Below are 23,514 nucleotides of genomic sequence, written 5' to 3' on the forward strand. Positions count from 1 at the left end.
TTGAAAAAAGGATGGTTTGCCCTCGTACTGGAACAATTTTTATACATGTACTCACCGTTAAAAATCTCAGGCTGATAATCTGGTACAAGGGAGATTATTTTATCAGCGTCGGCTCGGTCCTTGTGACAAGTCCCTTCGGTATTGTTATCGACGGTAAAATCAGAGCACTAAACATTCTTCGTACATTCCCTTATAACCCCACGCTTTGGTCATCATTTCTGAAAAGTTCCGGCTGCCCTGGCAATGAGGGGGCGCTGATCACCCGCTGTATGCATCGTCGCGACTGCGTCTTTGCATTATGTCCCTATGGCGCGATAACGTCTTAATATCCTGACCGAGTGGCGCAAACTTAGGATCGCCACTCATTTAATTTTTCGCCTTTCGTCCTCTTCTTACCCGCTTTTCTCCGCGCTGCGATACACTTCTTGAAGATCAGCACAGGAGCAACGTGGATGGCGACCTATCCGGCAAGTTTATTAATTCTCAATGGTAAAAGCGCGGGCAACGATCTTTTGCGCGAGGCGGTTACACTGTTACGCGACGAAGGCGTTCAAATCCACGTGCGCGTCACCTGGGAAAAAGGCGACGCGGCACGCTATATCAATGAAGCCCGCACGCTTGGCGTCGAGACGGTCATTGCGGGCGGTGGTGATGGCACCATTAACGAGGTGGCGTCCGCATTAATTAATCTGCAGGGCGATCACCGTCCCGCGCTGGGTATACTGCCCCTCGGCACAGCGAACGATTTTGCCACCAGCGCAGGCATCCCGGAGGCGCTCGATAAAGCCCTGCAGTTGGCTATCGCCGGAAAAGCCACGGCGGTAGATATTGCCCGGGTCAACGACAAAACCTGCTTTATCAATATGGCGACGGGGGGATTTGGCACCCGTATTACCAGCGAAACCCCGGAAAAACTGAAAGCGGCATTGGGTGGGGTCTCGTACCTGATCCATGGTCTGGCGCGATTAGATACCCTGAAACCCGATCTGTGCGAAATCCGCGGCGAGAACTTCCACTGGCAGGGTAACGCCCTGGTGATTGGCATCGGCAATGGCCGTCAGGCAGGCGGCGGTCAGCAGCTTTGCCCGGAGGCGCTGATCAATGACGGGCTGCTCGGGGTGCGTATCATCACTGGCGATGAGCTACTGCCTGCCCTGTTCACTACTCTGACCAAAGCGGAAGAGAGCCCGCATCTTGTGGATGGCGAGTCGGCGTGGTTCGAAATTCAGGCGCCGCACGGCATGACCTTTAACCTGGATGGCGAGCCGCTGAGCGGGGACCACTTCCACATCGCCCTTTTGCCGGGGGCGCTCAATTGTCGGTTGCCGCCGGACTGTCCGCTTCTGCGCTGAGTTGCCCGGCGGCGCTGCGCTTGCGCGAGTCTACGGGTTTTGTAGGCCGGGTAAGGCGAAGCCGCCACCCGGCAAACAGACCGCACTAATAGACCGCCACCTCCCTCGCCATCTCGCGGCTGTACTGCTGGCTGGCGCTGACCAGCATTCGGGTGTAATCGGTTTTAGCCTGCCCCGCCACCAGGTCATCCACCGTCAGCGTTTCCAGAATTTTGCCGTACTGCATCACCGCCACCTTCTGGCAGAGATGGGCGATCACCCCCAGGTCATGGGTCACCATCAGGTAGGTGAGTTTCGACTCGCGCTGCAGTTCCGCCAACAGGTTTAAGATTTCTGCCTGTACCGAGACGTCCAGCGCTGAGGTAGGTTCATCCAGCAACAGCACCTGCGGCTCCAGGATCAGTGCCCTGGCAATGGCCACGCGCTGGCGCTGGCCGCCGGAGAGCTGATGCGGGTAGCGGTCGCGGAAAGCGCGATTGAGACCAACCTTGTCCAGCAAGCCGTGAATACGTCGCTCCCGGTCGTTGATGCCGTGAATTTGCAGCGGCTCTTCCAGAATATCGCCGATGGTGTGCCGGGGGTGCAGCGAACCGTACGGGTCCTGAAATACCATCTGCACCAGACGGCAGCGTTGCGGGCTGATGCGCCGCTCCAGCGCCTGGCCGTTAATCGCCAGCGCCCCCTCCCAGTGGGTGAATAATCCTGCCAGGCACTTTAACACCGTGGTTTTACCGGAACCCGACTCCCCTACCAGGCCATAAATCTCCCCTGGCTGCACGCTGATATTGACGTCGTACAGAACCTGGCTGCGTTTTTCCCCTTCACCAAAAGCCAGATTCAGGTTTTTTACCTCGATCATCTTCGCTCCTTATTCGGTCAGCCAGCTGGCCTGGCGCTGCAACACCGGCAGCACCGGACGGCGGTGATTCATCTCAGGCAGGGCATTGATCAACCCCTGCGTGTAGGGGTGCTTCGCGTTGTGCAGATCGTGGGCGGCGATGGACTCCACCACCCGCCCGGCGTACATCACCAGCACCCGGTCACAGAAGCTGCGCACCAGGTTGATATCGTGACTGATAAAGATCAGCCCCAGCCCGCGGGACTGGACTAAATCGTCCAGCAGGCCCAGCACCTGTAGCCGCACCGAGACGTCCAGCGCTGACGTCGGCTCATCGGCAATCACCAGCTCCGGGTCGGTGATCAGCATCATGGCGATCATGATGCGCTGCCCCTGCCCGCCGGAGATCTCATGCGGATAGAGCTGATAGACCCGCTCCGGCTGGCGAATGCGCACTACATCGAGCATCTCCAGCACTTTGGCTTTCGCCTCGGCCTTACGCCCAGGATGATGAGTCAGCCAGGCCTCGGCAATCTGATCCCCAACGCAGACCACCGGGTTCAGGGAGTACTTCGGATCCTGCATGATCATCGAGATGCGCTTGCCGCGGATGCCGCGCATCTGCGCCTCGCTGACGCTGCGTAAATCGACATCGCCAAACTGCATTCGGGTGGCAGTGATCTGCGCCTTTGCCGGGTGCAGGCGCAGCAGCGCCCGCCCGACGGTGGATTTCCCGGAGCCCGACTCACCGACAATCGCCAGCTTCTCGCGCCCGAGCTGAAAGGAGACGCCGCGCACCGCGTGGGTGACCGCGCGTCCGTTGATAAAATCGACGTGCAGATCGCGCACGTCGAGCAGCGGCGCATCAGGCGCTGCGAGGATCGAGGATGTCACGTAAGCCATCTCCTAAGAAGTTGAACGCCAGGCTGTTAATCAGGATCGCCAGCCCCGGAATTGTCACCACCCACCAGCACTCCATCATGTAGGTGCGGCCGCTGGAGATCATCGCCCCCCACTCCGGCTCCGGCGGCTGCGCGCCAAGGCCGAGGAAGCCCAGCCCGGCAGCGGTCAGGATGATCCCGGCCATATTCATGGTGATACGGATAATCACCGACGGCAGGCACAGCGGCACGATGTGGCGCCACAGCACCCGTACCGGGGAGGCCCCCTGCAGACGCACGGCGGAGATAAAGTCGGCCTGGCGTAACGACAGGGTTTCAGCGCGAGCCAGTCGGGCTATCGGCGGCCAGGCGGTGAGCGTAATGGCGATCACCACATGTTCCAGCCCCGGGCCGAGCGCTGCGACAAACGCCAGCGCCAGCACCAGGCTCGGGAAAGAGATAAAGATATCGGTGACGCGCATCAGGACCGCATCCACCTTGCCGCCAAAGTAGCCGGCGGTAACACCCAGCAGCAGCCCCAGCGGGCCAACGGTGACCGACACCAGCAGTACGATATAGAGCGTGATGCGCGAGCCGTAGACCAGGCGGCTGAAGATATCCCGGCCAAATTCGTCAGTGCCGAACCAGTGCTGCGCGTTCGGCGCCACCAGGGCGTTGTTGAGATCCTGCACCAGCGGGTTGTACGGGGCGATCCAGGGCGCGAAGGCCGCCACGATCAACAGCAGCAGAATAATGCCGCCGCCAATGGCCGTCAGCGGGTTACGCGCCATCTGCCCGGCAAACCCAAAGGTGCGGCGGGCCATCCGCGCCAGACGCTGGCGCCCTTCGCTGCGGGAAGCGCGCAGCGGTGTATCCAGAGAAACGGTCATGATTTCGTCCTCGGGTCAAAGAGTTGATACAGCATGTCGGAGAGCAGATTGAGCATCACGAAGATCATCCCCACCAGCAGCACGCAGCCCATCACCGCATTCATATCCCCCAGCAGCAGGCTGCCGGTGAGATAGGAGCCAAAGCCCGGCCAGGAGAAGACGGTTTCAATCAGCACCGCCCCTTCCAGCAATGAGCCGTAGGCCAGCGCCACCACCGTCAGCAGCTGCACGAGGATGTTGCGAAACGCATGGTTCCAGATCACCTGGCGCTCGGTTAAGCCTTTTACCCGGGCGGTGATAATGAACTCCTGCGACAGCTGGGCCAGCATAAAGCTGCGGGTCATGCGGCTAATGTAAGCCAGGGAGTGGAAGCCCAGCAGCGAGGCGGGCAGCACCAGATGGTTAATGGCGTTCCAGAAGACCGCGCTATTACCCGCCAGCAGGGCATCGACGGTCATCAGTCCGGTGCGACGCGGCACCAGGCCATCCAGCCCTAAATCCAGCCGTCCGGCGCCCCCTACCCAGCCAAGCCAGGCGTAGAACAGCAGCAGCCCCATCATTCCCACCCAGAAGATTGGCGTGGAGTACCCGGCCAGGCTGATGATGCGTACCACATAATCCGAGACGCTGTTACGGCGCGCGGCCGCCAGCACCCCAAGCGGGATCCCTAAACCGGCGCCGACAATAATCGCCATGGTTGCCAGCTCCAGGGTGGCCGGGAAGACGCGCAGAATATCATCCAGCACCGGTTTGCCGGTCAGCAGGGCATTGCCAAAATCGCCGTGCAGCAGGTTATTGAGGTAGATCCCGAACTGGGTCAGCAGGGATTTATCGAAGCCCAGCTGTTGATAGACCTGCTGATAGGTGCTGTGGTCCGCATCCGGGCCGACAATGGCCAGCACCGGGTCGACCGGCATGACGCGGCCAATGAAAAAGGTCAGCACCAGCAGGCCGAACAGGGTCACCAGTACCTGGGTCAGGCGTTTTGAAAAACGCCGGGTGCGGGAGCCTGGGGCGAGGATCGCAACACTCATTTTTCACCTCCGGTTTTGTAGACTTCCCGCAGGAAGGTGGTGGCGGAGGGATGCGACTGGAAGTTTTTCACCTCGTTACGCACCACCACCGAATCGACCATCTGGGAGAGCGGGATCAGCGCCGGGATCAACTGGTCGTAACGCACCTGAATCTGCTGATAGTCGGCGATCTGTTTTTGCGGATCGCGCTCCAGCAGCGCTTTATCGATCATCTCGTTCAGCGTTTTGTCGTAAAAACTGGTGCGCCAGCCCTGGAAGTTTGTCAACCGGGCTTCATCGCTGTTGTCCGGGTTATAGACCAGCGCGCGCAGGCTGGAGTGCGGGTGCGGCTCCACGCCGCTGCCGCCGCGCCCCACCAGCATGTCGAACTTACGCTCGCGCATCGCGCCGTAGATCTGATTCCCGGTGCCGGTAATGATTTTGGCGTTGATACCCGCCTGCATCAGGGTGGACTGTACGGCGATGGCGATATTGAGGAACGGCTGATCCGCCAGCACCCGCAGGGTGGTGTCAAAACCTTCCGGATAGCCCGCCTCCGCCAGCAGCTTTCTGGCGCGCGGAATATCAAGTTTGTAGCCCGGATCCGGCAGCGTCGACGGCATTCCCGCTTTGATGGGCCGCTGGTGCAGCACGCCATAGCCCGGCATCAGCGCCTTGTTGATACCCTGATAGTCAATGAGATAGCGCACCGCCTCGCGCACTTTCGGGTTGGCGAAGTGTTTCTCCTTCATGCTCATCGCCACGTAGTAGACCGTGCCCTTTTGCACGGCTTCGACGGTGAGCTGCGGATCCTTGCGCAGGGCGTTGATGTCAGCCACCGCCATGTTGCTGGCGATATCCAGATCGCCTTTCTCCACCATCAGGCGCAGGGTTTGCGACTCCTGGAAGTGGCGCAACACCACGCGGTTCATCTTCGGCTCTTCGCGCCAGTAGTGCGGATTGCGCTGCATGCGCAGCACATCTTTTGCCTGCCAGGTCTCCAGCATAAACGGTCCGGATCCGGCTTCGTTGGTGGTGAGCCAGCGGTTGCCCCAGTCGTTGTTCACCTCGTGGCCGAGCACCGTTTTGCGGTCCAGCACGCCAAGGTTGCCCAGCGCCCCCAGGGAGTAAATCACCAGCTGTGGATCGTTGGCCTTAGGCAAGGTGAGCTGCACGGTGTAGTCATCCAGGGCCTTAATCTGCTGGTCGATGTTCTTCTTACTGAAACCGTAAGATTTCCATACCGAGGCCTGAGCGAGGTTGAGGTGCAGCAGGCGGCGCATGGACCACACCACGTCTTCGGCGGTCAGCGGGTTACCGGAGTGGAAGGTGACGTTATCGCGCAGGTGGAAGGTCAGGGTTTTGCCGTCCGGCGAGATATCCCATGATTTCGCCAGCGCCGGTTTGACGTTGGTGAGCGTGTTAGGATCCAGTTCCACCAGCGAATCGTAGAGATTGACCACAATGCCCACCACCTCGTTGCCGGTCATCGCGGCCGGATCGAGGGTCAGCAGGTTGTTCATATTCATACCGATGATGAGCTGATCGGGCGGCGTTTTCGCGTACGCCGCACCGCTCCCCATCATCAGCGAGAGCGCGAGTAAACACGCCCTCGTGAGGGAGTTTTTCTTCATCTGTGTATACCGTTTGTAGGGTAGAAGTTTTATTTATCAGTCGTGGCTGACGGTATTGGCTTCGATATACGCAAAATTAATCTCTTCGCCGAGTCCCGGGCGCGTCGGCAGGCTGACCATGCCCTCATCATCCATCGGGTCGATCAGGCTGTGCAGGTACGCAGCTGGCTCATCGTAATCGAGGAACGGGTGCAGCAGTCCGCGCTCGTACCAGCGGCAGTTCTTGATCGCGCCAATCACCGCCAGGCTCGCCGCGCCGTTGCCGTGCACTTCGCAGTCCATACCAAATGATTCGGCCAGGTTGGCCACTTTCAGGGTTGGCGAAATGCCGCCCACGCCATTGGCACCGGCGCGCAGGATGTCGCACGCCCCGGCTCTAACCCAGTCGGCGCGGCTGTGGTGTTTACCGCCCAGGCTTTCCGGCCCGATAATCGGAATGGAGAGGTTTTCCGCCAGCCAGGCATAGGAGGCCATGCTCTCCTCTTCCATCGGCTCTTCAAACCAGGCGAAATTGAGTTTTTCCAGCTCCTTACCGATCCACAGTGCTTCCGCGCGGCTGTACCAGTGGTAGCCGTCGATCATCAGGTCGATATCCGGCCCGACCGCTTCACGCACCGCGGCGCAGGCTTTGATATCCATCTTCGGGTTGGGGGCGAAAGAGACTGGCGGCATCCAGGTGTGGAGCTTGATCGCTTTGTAGCCGCGGGCAACCAGTTTTTCCGCGAAGCTGGCGTACTCTTCCGGGGTGGAGAGACCGCCCGGCAGGTCATCGCCGCACATGGTACTGCCGTAGGCGGGGACTTTATCGCGATAGCCGCCGAGGAGTTTCCACACCGGCATATTCAGCTTGCGGCCAATCAGATCCCACAGCGCCTGCTCGACAAAGCCCAGCGCGCGCTCGGTCAGCTGATGAGCGCTGCCGCGCTGCCAGTGCGCCAGCTCCTGCCAGATCTTTTCGCGATTAAACGCATCCTGGCCGATCAGCACCTTACGGAAGAAGGTATTGACCACAAAGGGGCGCACCACTTCCGGCGGTGCAAAGGCGTACCCTTTAGTGCCATCGTCTGCGGTAATGGTCAGCATCGCCATTTTCGCCAGGCTTTCCGGTCCCGGATGGGAATGTCCGGCGCTGTCAGAGACCCGGCGGGTGGGATACTGAAAGACGGTGACGTTTACAGATTCGATTTTCATTTTTTGTCCTTAAAACGGCGTAGGTTCAGCGTGTTCTTTCATTTTGAAAAGCTGTTTCGAAACTAACTTTAAGCGCAAAATTCGTCCACTGCCTTAGACAAATTCCGCTAAGCGCTGACCATTTTTTGTGCATCTGCACGGGAGGGAGTGATACTTTTCACAAAAGAGAGGGGAAATGTGAAGTGGATCGGAAGGGTGATTTGAATGAAATGAAACAAGGTTTCGTTAGCAGTTCTCGTCGCTGTAGGCCGGGCAAATAAAGTGCCGCCCGGCATCTGCCCCTCTTCCAACGGAAGAGGGGCAGAATGGCTAGGCGATAGTGACTTTTTTATCGAGATAGACGTCCTGCACGGCGTTAATCAGCTTCACGCCGTCGGCCATCGATTTTTTAAACGCCTTACGGCCAAGGATCAGCCCCATACCGCCCGCGCGTTTATTGATCACAGCCGTGCGCACCGCATCGGTGAGATCGGTCTCGCCTCCTGCCGCACCGCCTGAGTTGATCAGCCCCGCGCGGCCCATATAGCAGTTCGCCAGCTGGTAGCGCACCAGGTCGATGGGGTTATCGCTGGTCAGTTTGCTGTAGACCCGATCGTCGGTATAGCCAAACTTGACCGCCGTATAGCCGCCGTTGTTCTCGGCCATTTTCTGCTTAACGATATCCGCCCCGATGGTGGCCGCCAGATGGTTGGCCTGCCCGGTTAAATCGGCAGAGACGTGGTAATCCGTGCCGTCTTTATTGAAGGCCGGGTTACGCAGATAGGCCCACAGCACCGTCACCATGCCCAGCTCATGGGCACGCTCGAAGGCGGCGGAGATCTCTTCTATCTGGCGGCGCGACTGCTCCGAGCCGAAATAGATGGTCGCCCCTACCGCTACCGCACCCATGTTGAACGCCTGCTCGACGCTGGCATACAGGGTCTGATCATATTCGGTAGGGTAGCTCAGGGTTTCGTTGTGGTTGAGCTTGACGAGGAACGGGATGCGGTGGGCATAACGTCGCGAGACCGAGGCCAGCACGCCATAGGTGGAGGCCACGCAGTTACAGCCCGCCTCGATCGCCAGCTCGACGATATTCTTCGGATCGAAATAGAGCGGGTTAGCGGCAAACGACGCCCCGGCCGAGTGCTCCACCCCCTGGTCCACCGGCAGGATCGACAGATAGCCGGTTCCCCCCAGACGCCCGGTGTTATACAGGGTCTGCATATTTCGCAGTACCGCTGGCGGGCGGTTGTTGTCGACCATCACGCGGTCAACGTAGTCGTGGCCAGGCAGATAGAGCTGGTCGGCTGGAATGGTCATACAACGATGCTGTAACAGGCTTTCGGCATCTTTGCCAAGCAACTGCGCAATATCAGTCATAGTTTTGCTCCCCTTAGTGCCGACGGGCTGTCGGCATGTTTTCTCCAGGCTCACAGGATTGCGAGCTCCCTAAGCCTGGTCCGTGGGTGGCGATTTTTCCAGCGATAAGCGCTAACCTTCACCACCAGGCATGGAAATGGTGGACCGGACCAATGCCCTGCCCCACTTCCAGCGTGTCCGCCTCTGCCAGCGCGCAGGAGAGCCAGGCTTTGGCCTCGCGCACCGTATCCGCCCAGCTATCATGCCGCGGGCGCAGCGCAGCCAGCGCGGCCGAGAGCGTACAGCCGGTGCCGTGGGTATTTTTAGTATTGATGCGCGGGGCGGTAAAACGCAGGGTTCCATCCCGGGTGAACAGCCAGTCGGGGCTTTCAGGATCGTCCAGATGCCCGCCCTTCATCAGCACCGCTTCACACCCCATCGCCAGCAGGGCATCGCCCTGGGCTTTCATCTCCTGCTCATTGCGGGCATGGGGCGCATCCAGCAACGCCGCGGCTTCGGGTAAGTTAGGGGTAATGAGCGCCACCTGCGGCAGCAGTTTCTTACGCAGCGTATCGACGGCGGAAGGTGAAAGGAGCGGATCGCCACTTTTCGCCAGCATCACCGTATCCAGTACCACGTTTTTAACCTGATGACGCAGGAGCTGCTCCGCGACGGCCTCGACGATATCGGCCTCCGCCAGCATGCCAATTTTGGTGGTGTCGATGCGCACATCGCTGAACACCGACTCCAGCTGCGCCGCTACAAAATCAGGCTCAATGCGATAGACCGACTGCACCCCCCGGGTATTCTGGGCTACCAGGGCGGTGATCACCGAGCAGCCGTATGCGCCGAGCGCGGAGAAGGTTTTCAGGTCAGCCTGGATGCCAGCGCCGCCGCTGGGGTCGGTACCGGCAATGGTCAGGGCATTAATGCGTTTCATCGCTGTGCCCCCAGTGCCCACAGGGCATCAAGGAACGCTGCCGCAAAACTGCCCGGCCCGCGGCTTTGAGCAGCCGCAAGGGTACCGGCCCGTTTCATCCAGCCACAGGCCGCCGCGATGTTATCCAGCCGGTCACCCGGCAGCGAACAGCTGGCCGCCACCACCGCCGACAGCGCACAGCCGGTGCCCACCACCCGGGTCATCATCGGGTCGCCCCCCGTCAGGGTCTGGGTGCGCAGTCCGTCAGTGACGTAATCCACCTCCCCCGTCACCACCACAATCGCATTGGTTTGCCGCGCCAGAGCCTGGGCAGCGGGCAGCGCGCTGGCCGCCGTGTCGGTGGTGTCCACCCCGCGCCCGCCCGCGCTCATCCCGGCGAGCGCGAGAATTTCCGAGGCATTGCCGCGAATGGCCGCCGGTTTCAGGGTGAGAATTTGCTGGCAAAAACGGGTGCGGTACGCCAGCGCACCAACGGCTACCGGATCGAGCGTCCAGGGCTTGTCCGCCGCCACCGCGCTTTCAATGGCCCGGCGCATCGCCTGGGCGCGGGGCGCGGTTAACGTCCCGACGTTAATCAGTAAGGCATCAGCAATCGCAGAGAATTGTTCCGCCTCTTCGGCTTCAATCACCATGGCCGGTGATGCACCAAGGGCCAGCAGGACATTGGCGGTAAAGGTCTGCACCACGTCGTTGGTCATGCAGTGGGTCAGCGGAGAACGGGTTCGGAAATGGTGTAAGGCGTGTAGATTAAGCAGGTCAGGCTGCATGGTATCGCTCCTGCCTTGCGCGAAGAAGCGATAGCCCGGAGGGCATCTGACTTCCCTACGCTGGCATTATCCAGATCAGGTGGTACGGGTATTTCTCAGCCTTCACAAAGAAGGGCACCCCGAGTCAAATTACATACTGTAATGGAGGCAGCGTAGAGGATGCGTCTGGCAATAGCAAGATCCTTTCTGGCCCCTCTTTACTACATTCCCGTCACCACCCGGCTTACATCTGCAAAACCATTTTCTGACCTCCGGATAACCTTCAGCCAGGATAACTCTCAAGTTTTTAGCTATTCGTGCTAAATGTGATCTCCGTCAACCTGATAACGCATCTCTTCCGCGATAGTCATCCCGAGCCATCGCTGCGTTTCTATTATAGACGCACGCAAAGAATGGCCAGACCAACAATAATGAACTTATCAACCCCGGGGAATATCGGTTCCTCAACTTATTTAAGGTTAATGTATGAAAAAGATTCTGTTAGTCGGGATAGTGGCTACGCTTCTTGCGGGCTGCGTCTCAGAAGAGCAGCGCTTGGCGCAGTGTCAGGCCAAAGGCGTAAGCCGCGACGCCTGCTACGTTGCCGACCAGAACCGTCAGGCCGCCATCAATGCCGCGGCGGAAAAACAGGCCCTCGAGAATGCGCATGAAGCCGTACAACACGGTCAGGCGGCACACGTTGCCGACCCGCTGCGTGAAGCGTCATTTAGCGCCAACGGTATCAAAGCCAGCATCAATAACGGCTTTACCCAGGCGACCATCAACGGCAAAAAAGCCACGGTGAAACGCTTTAATGCTAACTTCTACGAAGTCAGAGGCGCAGGTTACGTCCTGTCGATCTCACTGGATGCGGACGGCGTGACCGATGCCTCGTGGAATAAAACCCATGGGCGCGACAACGGCATTCTGAACGTCGTTCAAAAGTAGTCCAAAAGTATTCTAAAACGCCCCTCTTTTTTACACGAAGCGCCCCCCACAAAACCTCAGCTACCATGCGGGGTTACGCCTTACGCGCGTTGATTCAACGCGCGTTACAAAACGATAAACAATTAACCATTGAGCCCCGGGCAAAAAGGCTCTATATTGGCCGCGTTTTTTGAGGCCCTTCTCATTTTTTTCATTAATTATTCAATCGGAGCCACGTGCTGAGCTGCGGTTGTAGGAGTGATATGATGACGGATAAAGTCCGTATTGATACTTTGAATGCTTCTTCTTTCAAAACCAACGAAACCTATCTGGCCCGTCAGGCCGAAATGGAATCCAATGTCAGGAGTTATCCGCGCAAACTGCCTTTAGCTATTACGAAGGCGGAAGGGGTGTGGATCACCGATGCGGATAATAAAGAGTATCTTGATTGCCTGGCCGGTGCGGGAACGCTGGCGCTGGGTCATAACCATCCTGATGTGCTGAAAAGCATTCAAAGTGTCATTACCAGCGGCTTGCCGTTACATACCCTGGATCTGACTACGCCGTTAAAAGACGCGTTCTCAGAATACCTGCTCTCCTTGCTGCCAGGTCAGGGTAAAGAGTACTGCCTGCAGTTTACCGGCCCATCCGGTGCAGACGCCGTTGAAGCCGCGCTGAAGCTGGCGAAAAAAGTAACTGGCCGCAGCGGCATTATCAGCTTCTCCGGTGCTTATCACGGCATGACCCACGGCGCACTGTCTGTAACCGGCAACCTCTCTCCGAAAGAAGCGGTTGACGGCATGATGCCTGAAGTCCAGTTCATGCCTTACCCACACCAGTACCGCTGCCCGCTGGGTATCGGTGGTGAAGCGGGCGTGAAAGCGCTGACCTACTACTTCGAAAACCTGATCAACGACGTGGAAAGCGGCGTGCGTAAACCTGCTGCCGTGATCCTGGAAGCGGTCCAGGGCGAAGGCGGTGTGAACCCGGCGCCGGTTGAATGGCTGCAGCGCATCCGTAAAGTGACTGAAGAGCACGGCATTCTGCTGATCCTCGACGAAGTTCAGGCTGGCTTTGCCCGTACCGGTAAATTCTTCGCCTTCGAACACGCAGGTATTCAGCCAGACATCGTGGTGATGTCCAAAGCTGTAGGCGGCGGTCTGCCGCTGGCCGTTCTGGGTATCAAAAAGCAGTTCGATGCCTGGTCTCCGGGTCACCATACCGGTACTTTCCGTGGCAACCAGCTGGCGATGGCTACTGGCCTCACCACCCTGCAGATCCTCAAAGAGCAGAACATCGCTGATAAAGTTGCCGCCCAGGGCGAGTGGCTGAAAGCGAAGCTGGTTGAGCTGCAGAAACGCTATCCGGTTATCGGTCACGTGCGCGGTCTGGGCATGATGATCGGCATCGAGATCGTTAAACCGCACGAAGCTGCCGACCATATGGGCTGCTTCCCGGGCGACGGCGAGCTCGCTGCGCTGATCCAGAAGAAGTGCTTCGAAGCGGGCCTGATTCTGGAGCGTGGCGGCCGTAACGGTAACGTTGTGCGTCTGCTGCCTTCCCTGCTGATCAGCGATCAGGAGCTGAATGTGTTCCTGGACAAATTTGAGCAGGCGCTGCTTGCTGCGGGCGTTCGCCCAGTTTAACCGGAGACAATGGATAGAATGTCAGATTTAAACCCGATTTTGTCGTCCTCGGCGCAAAGCATCGAAGCCTACCAGCAGGCGATCGAGCAGAGCACCCAGGCGGTCATGCAGTGGCTGAAACAGCCGGAAATGTACCAGGGTAAAACGGTCGCCGAACTGCGCGAGCGTATCAACCTGGAATTCAGTCCGGAAGGGCTGGGCAACGAAACTGCTATCGAGCGTGCCGTTGAATATTTCCTGAAAGACAGCCTGGCGGTGCATCATCCGCAGTGTGTGGCGCATCTGCACTGCCCGAGCCTGGTGGTAAGCCAGGCGGCGGAAGTAATGATCAACGCCACTAACCAGAGCATGGACTCCTGGGATCAGAGCCCGTCCGCGACCATTATCGAGATAAAACTGATCGAGTGGCTGCGTACCCGCCTGGGTTACCAGGCGGGCGACGCTGGGGTCTTCACCAGCGGCGGCACCCAGAGCAACATGATGGGTCTGATGTTGGCGCGCGATGCCTTCTTTGCGCGTCAGGGCCACTCCGTCCAGCAGGATGGTCTGGTGGGCGATCTGCGTAAGATCCGTGTGCTCTGCTCCGAGAGCGCGCACTTCTCTGTGCAGAAGAACATGGCGCTGATGGGCCTCGGCTACCAGTCCGTTATCCAGGTAAAAACTGACGAATGTTCGCGCATGGATCTTAACGATCTGGCCGCGAAAATTGAGCAGTGCAATGCCAACGGCGAACAGATTCTGGCGATCGTTGCCACCGCAGGAACCACCGATGCGGGTGCTATCGATCCGCTGCGTGCGATTGCAGAGCTGGCGGCGAAGCAGAATATCTGGGTTCACGTCGATGCGGCATGGGGCGGCGCGCTGCTGATGTCCGAGAAGTATCGCGATTACCTCGACGGTATCGAGCTGGTGGATTCCGTTACTCTGGACTTCCACAAGCAGTTCTTCCAGACCATCAGCTGCGGGGCGTTCCTGCTGAAAGAGGCGCGTCACTATGAGCTGATGCGCTATCAGGCGGCGTACCTGAACTCTGAGTTCGACGAAGAGGCTGGCGTACCAAACCTGGTGTCCAAATCCCTGCAGACCACCCGTCGCTTTGACGCGCTGAAGCTGTGGATGAGCCTGGAAGCGCTGGGCGAGAAGAAATACGCTGAGATCATCGATCACGGTGTCACCATGGCCCAACAGGTTGCGGCGTATGTCACTGAGCAGCCGCGACTGGAACTGGTCATGCCGCCGCAGCTGGCGAGCGTTCTGTTCCGTTTCCGTCCGGAGCATCAGCTGGATGACGCGGCCATCGCGCTGCTCAACCAGAAGATTGGCGATGCCCTGCTGGAATCAGGCCGCGCTAACGTGGGTGTTACCGAGCATAACGGTGTCACCTGCCTGAAGCTGACCCTGCTGAACCCAATTGTGACCCTGGAGGATGTTAAAGTCCTGCTGTCACTGGTGGAACGCACGGCGAACGAGCTGCTGGCTAAGTAAGTTGTCCCACCCGGCAGCGTTCGCTGCCGGGTCTCTCTTTCGTTATCTCGCTTTACTCTTCTCGTTTTCGTGCTGTCCGGCAGAATAACCATAAGCATTGTAACCGGAAGCATAATAGCTGGCCGCCGATTTCACGACGTCGTTCAGAATTGCCCCTTTGATGTTGACCCCCATCTGCTGTAAACGGTGCTGGCTGACCTCCATCTCGCGAACGCTGGTCACGTTAAACCGGGCTACCAGCAGGGTAGAGCCAGCGATCCGACCTACCAGCGCAGCATCGGTGACCGCCAGAACCGGCGGAGCGTCGACAATCACTATGTCGTACTGTTCGCTGGCCCAGGTCATGAATTCACGAAAACGATCGTGCGTTAGCAGCTCTGAAGGATTAGGCGGATACTGCCCGCAGGTCACGACATCAAACTGTCCGCTGGTGTAAGTCTGAATCGCCGCCTGGAAGGTCACTTTACCTGACAGTACATCCGACAAACCGGCATCATTGCGCAACCCAAAGATGTTATGCACGTAGCCTTTACGCATATCAGCATCAATAAACAGCACCCGTTTATCAACCTGCGTCACCAGCGCCGCCAGTGAGGTACTGACCAGTGTTTTACCGCAGTCCTGAGTCGGGCCGCTGAACATGAGAATATTATTTACGGCATCCATCATCGCGAAGTGCAGGCTGGTGCGTAATCCGCGCACGGCTTCGACAAAATTATCCAGCGGCCTGTCGACGGGCAAGAATGGCACATCTTTGATTTTATGCCGCCTGGAGCAGTGGAAGAAATAGCGGTTGCCCACCCGGGTTTTGCTGTGCAGCCAGACCGAATGGGGCAAGGTGGCATAAACGTTAATACCCTCTTTTTCAAGTTGTTCCGGTGCGTTAATGCCGCGTCGTAACGCTGCTTTTGCCAGCACGCCAGCGGCAGAGATAAAGAATCCGAACAGGGTCATAAAAGCGACAATTAACGCCTTGCGCGGCTTGATAGGCCCAGGGTTTGTGGCTGCCGAGTCGATAATGCGCGCATTGCCAATCGTGCTGGAGCGGGAGATATTGAGCTCCTGCTGACGGGTCAGAAGCTGAAGATAAACCGCCCGATTGGTATCCACGTCGCGGCTAAGGCGCAAAACCTGCTGCTGCGTAGACGGCATCGTCTCAACACGTTTGTTCAGTCGTTCACGTTCGCTCTCTAAAGTCTGCCGCTTTTCACGCAGCGCCCGATAGGTGGGGTGGTCTTTTTTAAAGTGCTGAGAGACCTCCGCCTCGCGGAAAGTAAGCTCATTCAGCTGATTGTCAACGTTAACAATCTGTTCCAGCACTGACTTGGCTTCCAGGGTTAAATCCACCGAGTCCCGCTGTTTACGATAGGTATTGAGACGCTCCTCGGCCTGCTCCAGCTCTTGCCGCACCAGCGGCAGCTGGCGTTGCAGAAAGACGAGGCTCTGTGAATCCTGTGCGGCCTGGCGGGCAATATTCTGCTGCAGATAATTGTGCATGATATGATTGAGCGTGTTTTTAATCTGCACAGGATCGTGGCCTGTCAGACTCAGCATCAGGATCCCGCTCTCTTTGCCCTGCTCTGTCACGCTAAACTGACGGCTCAGGGCATTTATCACTTCCAGTGGGCCACGTTGCCGAACCCGGAATTGCGTGCCAGGCGGTGCTGACAATTCACGAACGGTAATGCTCACCCCGCCATGCTGCAATGGTCTACCTACCGTGCCGTGCGCGCTGATACCCTCTCCTTCCAGCAGAAAACGGCCTTTAACTTCAGCGGTCAAGGTCAAAATAATCGGCTCGCCCGCGGTTTCGGGAAGCGTCAGATTATCCAGAATCAATGTGCCGTCGGGTTGACCAGTCAGCTTCGCCCATGCTTTGCCTATCAGCGGCAGGCGAACCTGAGTGATTTCATCGCGTAAGCGCAGCGCTTCCACCGTTTCACCCAGGATCATTCGCGATTTTAGTATTTGAATTTCGGCGCTGGAATCTGGTGAAAGCGCCGGTGTCAGCTGATTTAAGGTTTTGAGAATACTGTTCTGCTGCTTATTTTCTATTTGCACCATCGCATCGGCAAGATAGACCGGTGATGCAAAGAGTGCGTATAACGTTCCGAAGAGCGCAAAAATTAGCGTAATGCCGAGAATAGCCACGCGATGATCGATTAACTCTCCCAGAAGACGTGCCAGATCAAGCTCATGTTGGCTATCAGCCTGACCCTGAGTATTTACAATGTTCGACGACATGTACGTAATCCCTTAACGGTAAGTCGGTTGGCCCATTCCTGGCTTGCTTCGCCAAGCAGGCGAAAAACATATTCAAAAGCTTCCATGCTTTTGCCGTACGGATCGGGTATCTCCTGTTCCCTCAGCCATTGCCCAAACAGCAAGGCTTTGCCACGCACCTCAGGGGCGATAAGCGAGATCCGGTTTATTTGATCTGACTCCATGGCAAGAAGCAGATCGTATTCCCGCATCATTGCTATCGTCAGCGGCCGTGCAACATGATCCGCCAGCGACAGGCCATGCCTGGCAGCAATTTTTTGCGCATAGCGATCCGCCGGGTACCCGGCAAGCGCGCGGATACCTGCGGATGCGATGGTTAACGAGGGGAGCTGTTGCTGTAACAGCCGCTCGCCAATCGGGGAACGGCAAACATTTCCCGTACAAATCACCAGAATGGATCGGATCATTATTCAGGCCACGATTTAATGAAGCGCACTGTTTCGGTCAGATCATGCACGCCGCTGATCGTCGGCACCAGCTGCGTCAATACCCGGTTCCAGCGTGAGACAGGCGCGGTGGTGACATAGACGATATCGTAGGGCTGGAGCTGAAATTCTGTGCCAAGCACCATCGCAGACGCATCGCGGGCATCGAGTTGATAGATACGCGCGATTTTGCCGTCCTGACTGTTGTTGCCGTTGGAGCGAATGACGAAGATACCGGTCGCATCGGCCATGCTTTGGTTCAGGCCACCCGCGTTCGCCAGGGCTTCTGCCAGCGTCATGCCGCTGCGATCCATCTTGAGGGTGCTCTGTTTCACCACTTCACCCATGACAAAAACTTTCAAGGCATCATTGCGTGGTACAAACAGAATATCCCCCGGCCACAGCAACCTGTTTTGCGTCAGGTCCCCGTGCTGCATCAGGGCATAGAGTGAGATCCGGGTGTCCTTACCCTTGTGCGTCAGTACCACATTTCGCCAGTCCGCGTCCGGGGAGAGGCCACCCGCCGCATTGATCGCATCCATAATGGTCAGCGGAATATTGGTAATTGGCTGCTGCCCTGACTTTACCACTTCGCCAGTAACGTAGGCTTTTTGCGAACGAAACGCCGCGATACTGACGTCAACCTGCGGGCTTTCAATCACTCTGTCCAGGCGGGCGGTGATCTCTTCGCGCACCTGGGCGAGCGTTTTTCCGGCCACGTGCAGTTTACCGACGTAAGGATAAAAGAGCGTTCCGTCTGCGCCGACCCAGTTTCCGGTGTCGCTTGCGCTACGGTACTGCCCGGCAGGGGTTGTAAGTTCAGGGTGATCCCAGACGGTGATCATCAGCACATCTCCGGGGCCGATACGGTACTCCCAGTGCTTTAATTGCTCATCCAGATTCGGATTTGCCTGAGATTTCACCTGGCTTGTGCGAAGCTGTTCAATCACGGAGGGCGTTAATGGCCAGACATCCATTTTTTTATTTAAATCATATGGATTGTCAGTAACCGCAATATTATTTTTCCCGGAAGTATTTATATGCTGGCCAGGCGTAATGGTGCAGCCTGTCAATAATAGCGCGCAAATAAAACTTACACTGGTGCGGAGTGGTATTGTCATTAATAAGAGGTGCTCTATTATATTCCGTTAAATGCCCACGCATTTCCCTGTAGCTCTCATTAAATTTGCTACATTATTAAATTTAAAAATATTAACTATAGTCAGAGAGTTACAGAAAAATAACCTAATAAAAAAACACTGGCCGTACTGGAGATTGTCTGTTGATATCTTTTAAAAAAAGCAAATCAAAAACAGCACAAATTAATCAAAAGGCATCATAAACATTCCACAGAAAAAATAACATAGCACGTTGACGACTATTATGTCTGAAGGCAGTGATTTAAGAATTTATAAAAAGAAAGATAAACACTATAAATCTAAATCAGGAAATAAATTCACAATGTAAATATTTAAAGCTGATGCGATTAGCGGGGGGATGTGTTGATTTGTTACATTTTTTACACCCTTAGCCAACCGGCAAAACATAAAATAGACTATCTGTTGCTCAGCCACGAAACGGCAGAACAAGAGTAATGGCCACGGTAAATCTGGAGATAAAATGACTAAAGGTAAAATTCTACTTCTGGGCGTATTGATGTCACTGGCGAGCGCAGCATTTGCTGCCCCACAAGCCGCAGCGGCCCCCTCTGGCATCCAGGCCTATGAGGAACAGGAGTTTGTAGCCGATTTTACGAAATACAAGATTGGTGATTTCGCCCCGGCGCAGTACCTGACACCTGAGTACACCATCAAGCAGTATAAGCTGCGTAACCTGCCTGAACCGGATGCGGGGACCCACTGGACTTACATGGGCGAGAACTACGTACTGGTGGGTGATACGGACGGTAAGATCTACAAAGCGTATAACGGCGATATCTTCTACCACCGTTAATCGCTTAATGCGCCAGGTGGCGCTTCGCTTACCTGGCCTGAGGTGTAGGCCCGCGCAAGCAAAGCGCCACCCGGCAAAGGCTTACACCGCGCGGAACGCGATGTCGCCCGGGATCACCTCACCCTGCCAGTAAAGCTGTGCGGCAACGCGATCTGCCAGCTGACGATACATCTCAGCGAACTCACTTTCAGGGCGGTTGACGACGGTCGGCTTGCCGCTATCCAGATCTTCACGCAGCGTAATGTGCAGCGGCATCTGTCCCAGCAGCTGGGTATGATACTGCGCAGCCAGTTTTTCTGCCCCGCCGGTGCCGAAGATGGCTTCATGATGACCACAGTTGCTGCAAATATGCATGCTCATGTTTTCAACGACACCCAGCACCGGCACCTCAACCTTCTCGAACATCACAATGCCTTTTTTGGCATCAATCAGCGCGATGTCCTGCGGAGTGGTGACGACCACCGCGCCGGTCACCGGGATGTTCTGCGCCAGGGTCAGCTGAATGTCACCGGTGCCAGGCGGCATATCGAGCACCAGATAATCGAGATCCGGCCACATTGTCTCCTGCAACATCTGCATCAGCGCCTTGCTGGCCATCGGCCCGCGCCACACCATGGCGTTGTCGTCGGTAACCAGATAGCCAATGGAGTTGGTCGCCAGACCGTAAGCCATAATCGGCGCCATATGGGTGCCATCCGGCGAGGTCGGGCGCTGATTTTCCGCGCCCAGCATGTTAGGAATTGACGGGCCATAGATATCGGCATCCAGAATACCGACCTTCGCCCCTTCAGCGGCCAGCGCCAGCGCCAGGTTCACGGCGGTGGAGGATTTCCCTACCCCGCCCTTGCCAGAACTGATCGCAATGATATTTTTCACGCCATTGATACCCGGATGGTTCTTCACCCGTTTCAGCGTGGCGATGGTATGGGTTAATTTCCAGTCGATGGCTTTCGCCCCGGTGATGCGCAGCAGCTCGGCGCTGGTTTGTTCTTTCAGCGTCTCGAATGCATGGCTCCAGACGAAAGGCATATGCAGTTCGACATGCAGGGTATCATCCAGCCACGCCACGTGATGTAACGCTTTCAGCGTGGTGAGATTGTGCTTCAGGGTGGGGTGCTGAAAATTAGCCAGCGTCCCGGCAACCATTGCGCGCAAGGCTTCCGGTGATTTGGCCTGGGATTGAGAACTCATCCCGACTCCTTTGTAGTTGTTCTGAAAAAGAGATGTAATTACCAAGTTTACCCCAGAGGTAACAATTATTCATTTATGGATTAATGCCCTTATCACTTGGCGTAGTTATTCCCTTTCGGGTAACATCAAAAACCCTTTTTACAGCTAAAAGAAGTAATACCTACTATGACTCAAGTCGCGAAAAAAATTCTGGTGACGTGCGCTCTGCCGTACGCTAACGGCTCAATCCACCTCGGCCACATGCTGGAGCATATCCAGGCTGATGTCTGGGTCCGTTACCAGCGAATGCGCGGCCACGAGGTAAACTTCATCTGTGCAGACGACGCGCACGGCACGCCAATCATGCTGAAAGCGCAGCAGCTGGGTATCTCCCCGGAGCAGATGATTGCCGAAATGAGTCAGGAGCATCAGACCGATTTTGCTGGCTTCGACATCAGCTATGACAACTATCACTCCACGCACAGCGACGAAAACCGCGAGCTGTCGGAGCTGATCTACACCCGTCTGAAAGAGAACGGTTTTATCAAAAACCGCACTATTTCTCAGCTCTACGATCCGGAAAAAGGCATGTTCCTGCCGGACCGTTTCGTGAAAGGCACCTGCCCGAAATGTAAGTCGCCGGACCAGTATGGCGATAACTGCGAAGTGTGCGGCGCGACCTACAGCCCAACCGAGCTGATTGAGCCGAAGTCCGTGGTATCCGGCGCGACCCCAGAGATGCGTGACTCCGAACACTTCTTCTTCGACCTGCCTTCGTTCAGCGAAATGCTGCAGGCGTGGACCCGCAGCGGCGCGCTGCAGGAGCAGGTGGCGAACAAGATGCAGGAGTGGTTTGAATCCGGCCTGCAGCAGTGGGATATCTCCCGCGATGCACCCTACTTCGGCTTCGAAATCCCGAACGCGCCGGGCAAATACTTCTACGTCTGGCTGGATGCGCCTATCGGCTACATGGGCTCCTTCAAGAACCTGTGCGACAAGCGCGGCGATACCGTAAGCTTCGACGAATACTGGAAAAAAGATTCCACGGCCGAGCTCTATCACTTCATCGGCAAAGACATCGTTTACTTCCACAGCCTGTTCTGGCCAGCCATGCTGGAAGGCAGCGGTTTCCGCAAGCCGACCAACCTGTTTGTCCACGGCTATGTCACCGTGAACGGCGCGAAGATGTCCAAATCGCGCGGCACCTTCATTAAAGCCAGCACCTGGCTGAACCACTTTGATGCCGACAGCCTGCGCTACTACTACGCGGCGAAGCTTTCGTCCCGTATCGACGATATCGACCTGAACCTGGAAGATTTCGTGCAGCGCGTCAATGCCGATATCGTGAACAAAGTGGTCAACCTGGCCTCCCGTAACGCCGGCTTTATCGCCAAGCGTTTCGACGGCGTGATGGCGGCGGAACTGGCCGATCCTGAGCTGTACAAAACCTTCACCGACGCGGCTGCCGTGATTGGCGAAGCGTGGGAGAGCCGCGAGTTTGGTAAAGCGGTGCGTGAAATCATGGCCCTGGCCGACCTGGCGAACCGCTACGTTGACGAGCAGGCACCGTGGGTAGTTGCCAAACAGGAAGGCCGCGACGCTGACCTGCAGGCGATCTGCTCCATGGGTATCAACCTGTTCCGCGTGCTGATGTCTTACCTCAAGCCGGTTCTGCCGCAGCTGGCCGCGCGTACCGAAGCGTTCCTGAACACCAAACTGAGCTGGGACAGCATCAATCAGCCGCTGCTCGGCCATAAGCTGAACGCCTTCAAGGCGCTCTACAACCGCATCGAGATGAAGCAGGTTGAAGCCCTGGTTGAAGCCTCGAAAGAAGAGGTGAAAGCCGCCGCCGCACCGGTAACCGGCCCGCTGGCGGACGATCCGATTCAGGAAACCATCACCTTTGACGATTTCGCGAAGGTCGATCTGCGCGTGGCGCTGATCGAAAACGCGGAATTTGTGGAGGGCTCCGATAAGCTGCTGCGCCTGACCCTCGATCTGGGCGGCGAGAAGCGCAACGTCTTCTCCGGCATCCGTTCCGCCTACCCGGACCCGCAGGCGCTGATTGGTCGCCACACGGTGATGGTGGCGAACCTTGCGCCGCGCAAAATGCGCTTCGGCATCTCTGAGGGGATGGTGATGGCCGCAGGTCCTGGCGGGAAAGATATTTTCCTGTTAAGCCCGGACAGCGGTGCGCTGCCTGGTCACCAGGTGAAATAAATAAAAAAGCCGGAGATAATCTCCGGCTTTTTTTATGCCTTTTTGCCGGGTGGCGGCTTCGCCTTACCCGGCCTCCATAACCTGTAGGCCCGCCGCCGGGCAATATTACGGCTTCGCGGCATGCACCCGGTTGGTGAGCCCACGCAGGAAGTAGCGCAGGAATTGATCCCCACACTCGCGGTAGTTTTTATGGTCCGGCGCGCGCATCATGGCGGTGATTTCCGGCATTGAGACGCGGAACTTTTGCTCGCTCATGATGGCCAGAATATCGTCGGTTTTCAGTGAAAAGGCGATGCGCAGCTTCTTCAGCACCGTGTTGTTGTTTACACGACGCTCCAGCGACAGCTCAGGCGCAGATTCATCTTTGCCACGCTTGTGGTAGATCAGGCCGTTCAGAAAACCGGAGAGGATGATGTCCGGGCAGCGAACAAACCCCTCCTCGTCCTCTTTGGTCATCCAGGTGTCGAACCCGGCAGAGGTGGATTCCATGTCGGCAAGCGCAAGAATGCGCACCATGTCGTTGTTATTTGCTTTCAGGGTGTAGCGCAGGCTACGAAGAATATCATTACTGAGCATAGA

General features: G+C 56.9%; 20 protein-coding genes and 1 riboswitch. Of the genes, 6 read left to right on the top strand and 14 right to left on the bottom strand.

What is annotated here, in order from left to right:
* The first annotated feature begins 452 nt into the window (after window positions 1-452).
* On the top strand, window positions 453-1,352 hold the full coding sequence (gene yegS / locus ACOKCT_RS07745; protein ID WP_159339571.1) for a lipid kinase YegS: 900 nt from the start codon (window positions 453-455) through the stop codon (window positions 1,350-1,352).
* Between the two features lie 85 nt (window positions 1,353-1,437).
* Here the strand turns inward: yegS and ACOKCT_RS07750 are convergent, their stop codons facing one another.
* The 9 genes from ACOKCT_RS07750 to thiM form a co-directional block, all read right to left on the bottom strand.
* The gene (locus ACOKCT_RS07750; protein WP_103180249.1) at window positions 1,438-2,211 is read right to left on the bottom strand and encodes an ABC transporter ATP-binding protein; all 774 of its coding nucleotides are present in this window, start codon (window positions 2,209-2,211) and stop codon (window positions 1,438-1,440) included.
* Between the two features lie 9 nt (window positions 2,212-2,220).
* Entirely contained in the window at window positions 2,221-3,084 is an 864-nt protein-coding gene (locus tag ACOKCT_RS07755) for an ABC transporter ATP-binding protein (RefSeq protein WP_103181111.1), read from the bottom strand.
* Complete coding sequence (locus ACOKCT_RS07760) at window positions 3,056-3,961, bottom strand: ABC transporter permease (RefSeq protein ID WP_103180250.1); 906 nt, start codon at window positions 3,959-3,961, stop codon at window positions 3,056-3,058. The genes ACOKCT_RS07755 and ACOKCT_RS07760 overlap by 29 nt, the downstream gene beginning before the upstream one ends.
* Window positions 3,958-4,995, bottom strand: coding sequence for an ABC transporter permease (locus tag ACOKCT_RS07765; protein WP_103180251.1), 1,038 nt, complete (start codon window positions 4,993-4,995; stop codon window positions 3,958-3,960). Before ACOKCT_RS07765 ends, ACOKCT_RS07760 begins: the two co-directional genes overlap by 4 nt.
* A complete protein-coding gene (locus ACOKCT_RS07770; RefSeq protein WP_290503208.1) occupies window positions 4,992-6,608 on the bottom strand; it encodes an ABC transporter substrate-binding protein in 1,617 nt (538 codons plus the stop codon). The genes ACOKCT_RS07765 and ACOKCT_RS07770 overlap by 4 nt, the downstream gene beginning before the upstream one ends.
* A 36-nt stretch (window positions 6,609-6,644) precedes the next feature.
* Entirely contained in the window at window positions 6,645-7,799 is a 1,155-nt protein-coding gene (locus ACOKCT_RS07775; protein WP_103180253.1) for a mandelate racemase family protein, read from the bottom strand.
* A gap of 309 nt (window positions 7,800-8,108) precedes the next feature.
* On the bottom strand, window positions 8,109-9,161 hold the full coding sequence (gene fbaB, locus ACOKCT_RS07780) for a class I fructose-bisphosphate aldolase (RefSeq protein ID WP_103180254.1): 1,053 nt from the start codon (window positions 9,159-9,161) through the stop codon (window positions 8,109-8,111).
* A 118-nt stretch (window positions 9,162-9,279) separates the two neighbouring features.
* Window positions 9,280-10,080, bottom strand: coding sequence for a bifunctional hydroxymethylpyrimidine kinase/phosphomethylpyrimidine kinase (gene thiD / locus ACOKCT_RS07785; protein WP_156239338.1), 801 nt, complete (start codon window positions 10,078-10,080; stop codon window positions 9,280-9,282).
* On the bottom strand, window positions 10,077-10,847 hold the full coding sequence (thiM, locus tag ACOKCT_RS07790) for a hydroxyethylthiazole kinase (RefSeq protein ID WP_420193346.1): 771 nt from the start codon (window positions 10,845-10,847) through the stop codon (window positions 10,077-10,079). Before thiM ends, thiD begins: the two co-directional genes overlap by 4 nt.
* Window positions 10,848-10,882: 35 nt before the next feature.
* A riboswitch (TPP riboswitch) is annotated at window positions 10,883-10,979 on the bottom strand.
* A 333-nt stretch (window positions 10,980-11,312) separates the two neighbouring features.
* Between thiM and ACOKCT_RS07795 the strand changes: the two genes are divergently transcribed.
* From ACOKCT_RS07795 to ACOKCT_RS07805, 3 genes are all read left to right on the top strand, one after another.
* Entirely contained in the window at window positions 11,313-11,774 is a 462-nt protein-coding gene (locus ACOKCT_RS07795) for a hypothetical protein (protein WP_103180263.1), read from the top strand.
* A 242-nt stretch (window positions 11,775-12,016) separates the two neighbouring features.
* Complete coding sequence (locus ACOKCT_RS07800) at window positions 12,017-13,399, top strand: diaminobutyrate--2-oxoglutarate transaminase (RefSeq protein WP_156654884.1); 1,383 nt, start codon at window positions 12,017-12,019, stop codon at window positions 13,397-13,399.
* Between the two features lie 18 nt (window positions 13,400-13,417).
* Window positions 13,418-14,884: a pyridoxal phosphate-dependent decarboxylase family protein gene (locus ACOKCT_RS07805; protein ID WP_103180267.1), complete on the top strand. Its 1,467-nt coding sequence runs from the start codon at window positions 13,418-13,420 to the stop codon at window positions 14,882-14,884.
* Between the two features lie 42 nt (window positions 14,885-14,926).
* On the opposite strand, the gene ACOKCT_RS07810 is transcribed toward ACOKCT_RS07805, so the two are convergent.
* The 3 genes from ACOKCT_RS07810 to ACOKCT_RS07820 are packed head-to-tail and all read right to left on the bottom strand — an operon-like array spanning window position 14,927 to window position 18,713.
* Window positions 14,927-17,128 (bottom strand): polysaccharide biosynthesis tyrosine autokinase, encoded by a 2,202-nt coding sequence (locus ACOKCT_RS07810; RefSeq protein WP_159339579.1) that lies wholly within the window; start codon window positions 17,126-17,128, stop codon window positions 14,927-14,929.
* Entirely contained in the window at window positions 17,110-17,574 is a 465-nt protein-coding gene (locus tag ACOKCT_RS07815; RefSeq protein WP_103180270.1) for a protein tyrosine phosphatase, read from the bottom strand. Before ACOKCT_RS07815 ends, ACOKCT_RS07810 begins: the two co-directional genes overlap by 19 nt.
* Window positions 17,574-18,713: a polysaccharide export protein gene (locus tag ACOKCT_RS07820; protein ID WP_156654886.1), complete on the bottom strand. Its 1,140-nt coding sequence runs from the start codon at window positions 18,711-18,713 to the stop codon at window positions 17,574-17,576. The genes ACOKCT_RS07815 and ACOKCT_RS07820 overlap by 1 nt, the downstream gene beginning before the upstream one ends.
* Before the next feature lie 499 nt (window positions 18,714-19,212).
* Here ACOKCT_RS07820 and ACOKCT_RS07825 point away from each other — a divergent pair, with 499 nt between their 5' ends.
* Window positions 19,213-19,545 carry an RcnB family protein gene (locus tag ACOKCT_RS07825; protein ID WP_103180272.1) on the top strand — a complete coding sequence of 111 codons (333 nt, stop codon included), beginning with the start codon at window positions 19,213-19,215 and terminating at the stop codon, window positions 19,543-19,545.
* 81 nt (window positions 19,546-19,626) lie between these two features.
* Here ACOKCT_RS07825 and apbC read toward each other — a convergent pair whose 3' ends face one another.
* Window positions 19,627-20,736, bottom strand: a complete 1,110-nt coding sequence (gene apbC, locus ACOKCT_RS07830; RefSeq protein ID WP_103180274.1) for an iron-sulfur cluster carrier protein ApbC — start codon at window positions 20,734-20,736, stop codon at window positions 19,627-19,629.
* 165 nt (window positions 20,737-20,901) lie between these two features.
* Here apbC and metG point away from each other — a divergent pair, with 165 nt between their 5' ends.
* Window positions 20,902-22,935, top strand: coding sequence for a methionine--tRNA ligase (gene metG / locus ACOKCT_RS07835; RefSeq protein WP_156654887.1), 2,034 nt, complete (start codon window positions 20,902-20,904; stop codon window positions 22,933-22,935).
* Between the two features lie 105 nt (window positions 22,936-23,040).
* Here metG and ACOKCT_RS07840 read toward each other — a convergent pair whose 3' ends face one another.
* Window positions 23,041-23,511: a DUF1456 family protein gene (locus ACOKCT_RS07840; protein ID WP_103180277.1), complete on the bottom strand. Its 471-nt coding sequence runs from the start codon at window positions 23,509-23,511 to the stop codon at window positions 23,041-23,043.
* Window positions 23,512-23,514 lie beyond the last annotated feature (3 nt).

It is taken from the genome of Leclercia sp. M-A074-M (genome assembly GCF_965195605.1).
Lineage (GTDB): Bacteria > Pseudomonadota > Gammaproteobacteria > Enterobacterales > Enterobacteriaceae > Enterobacter.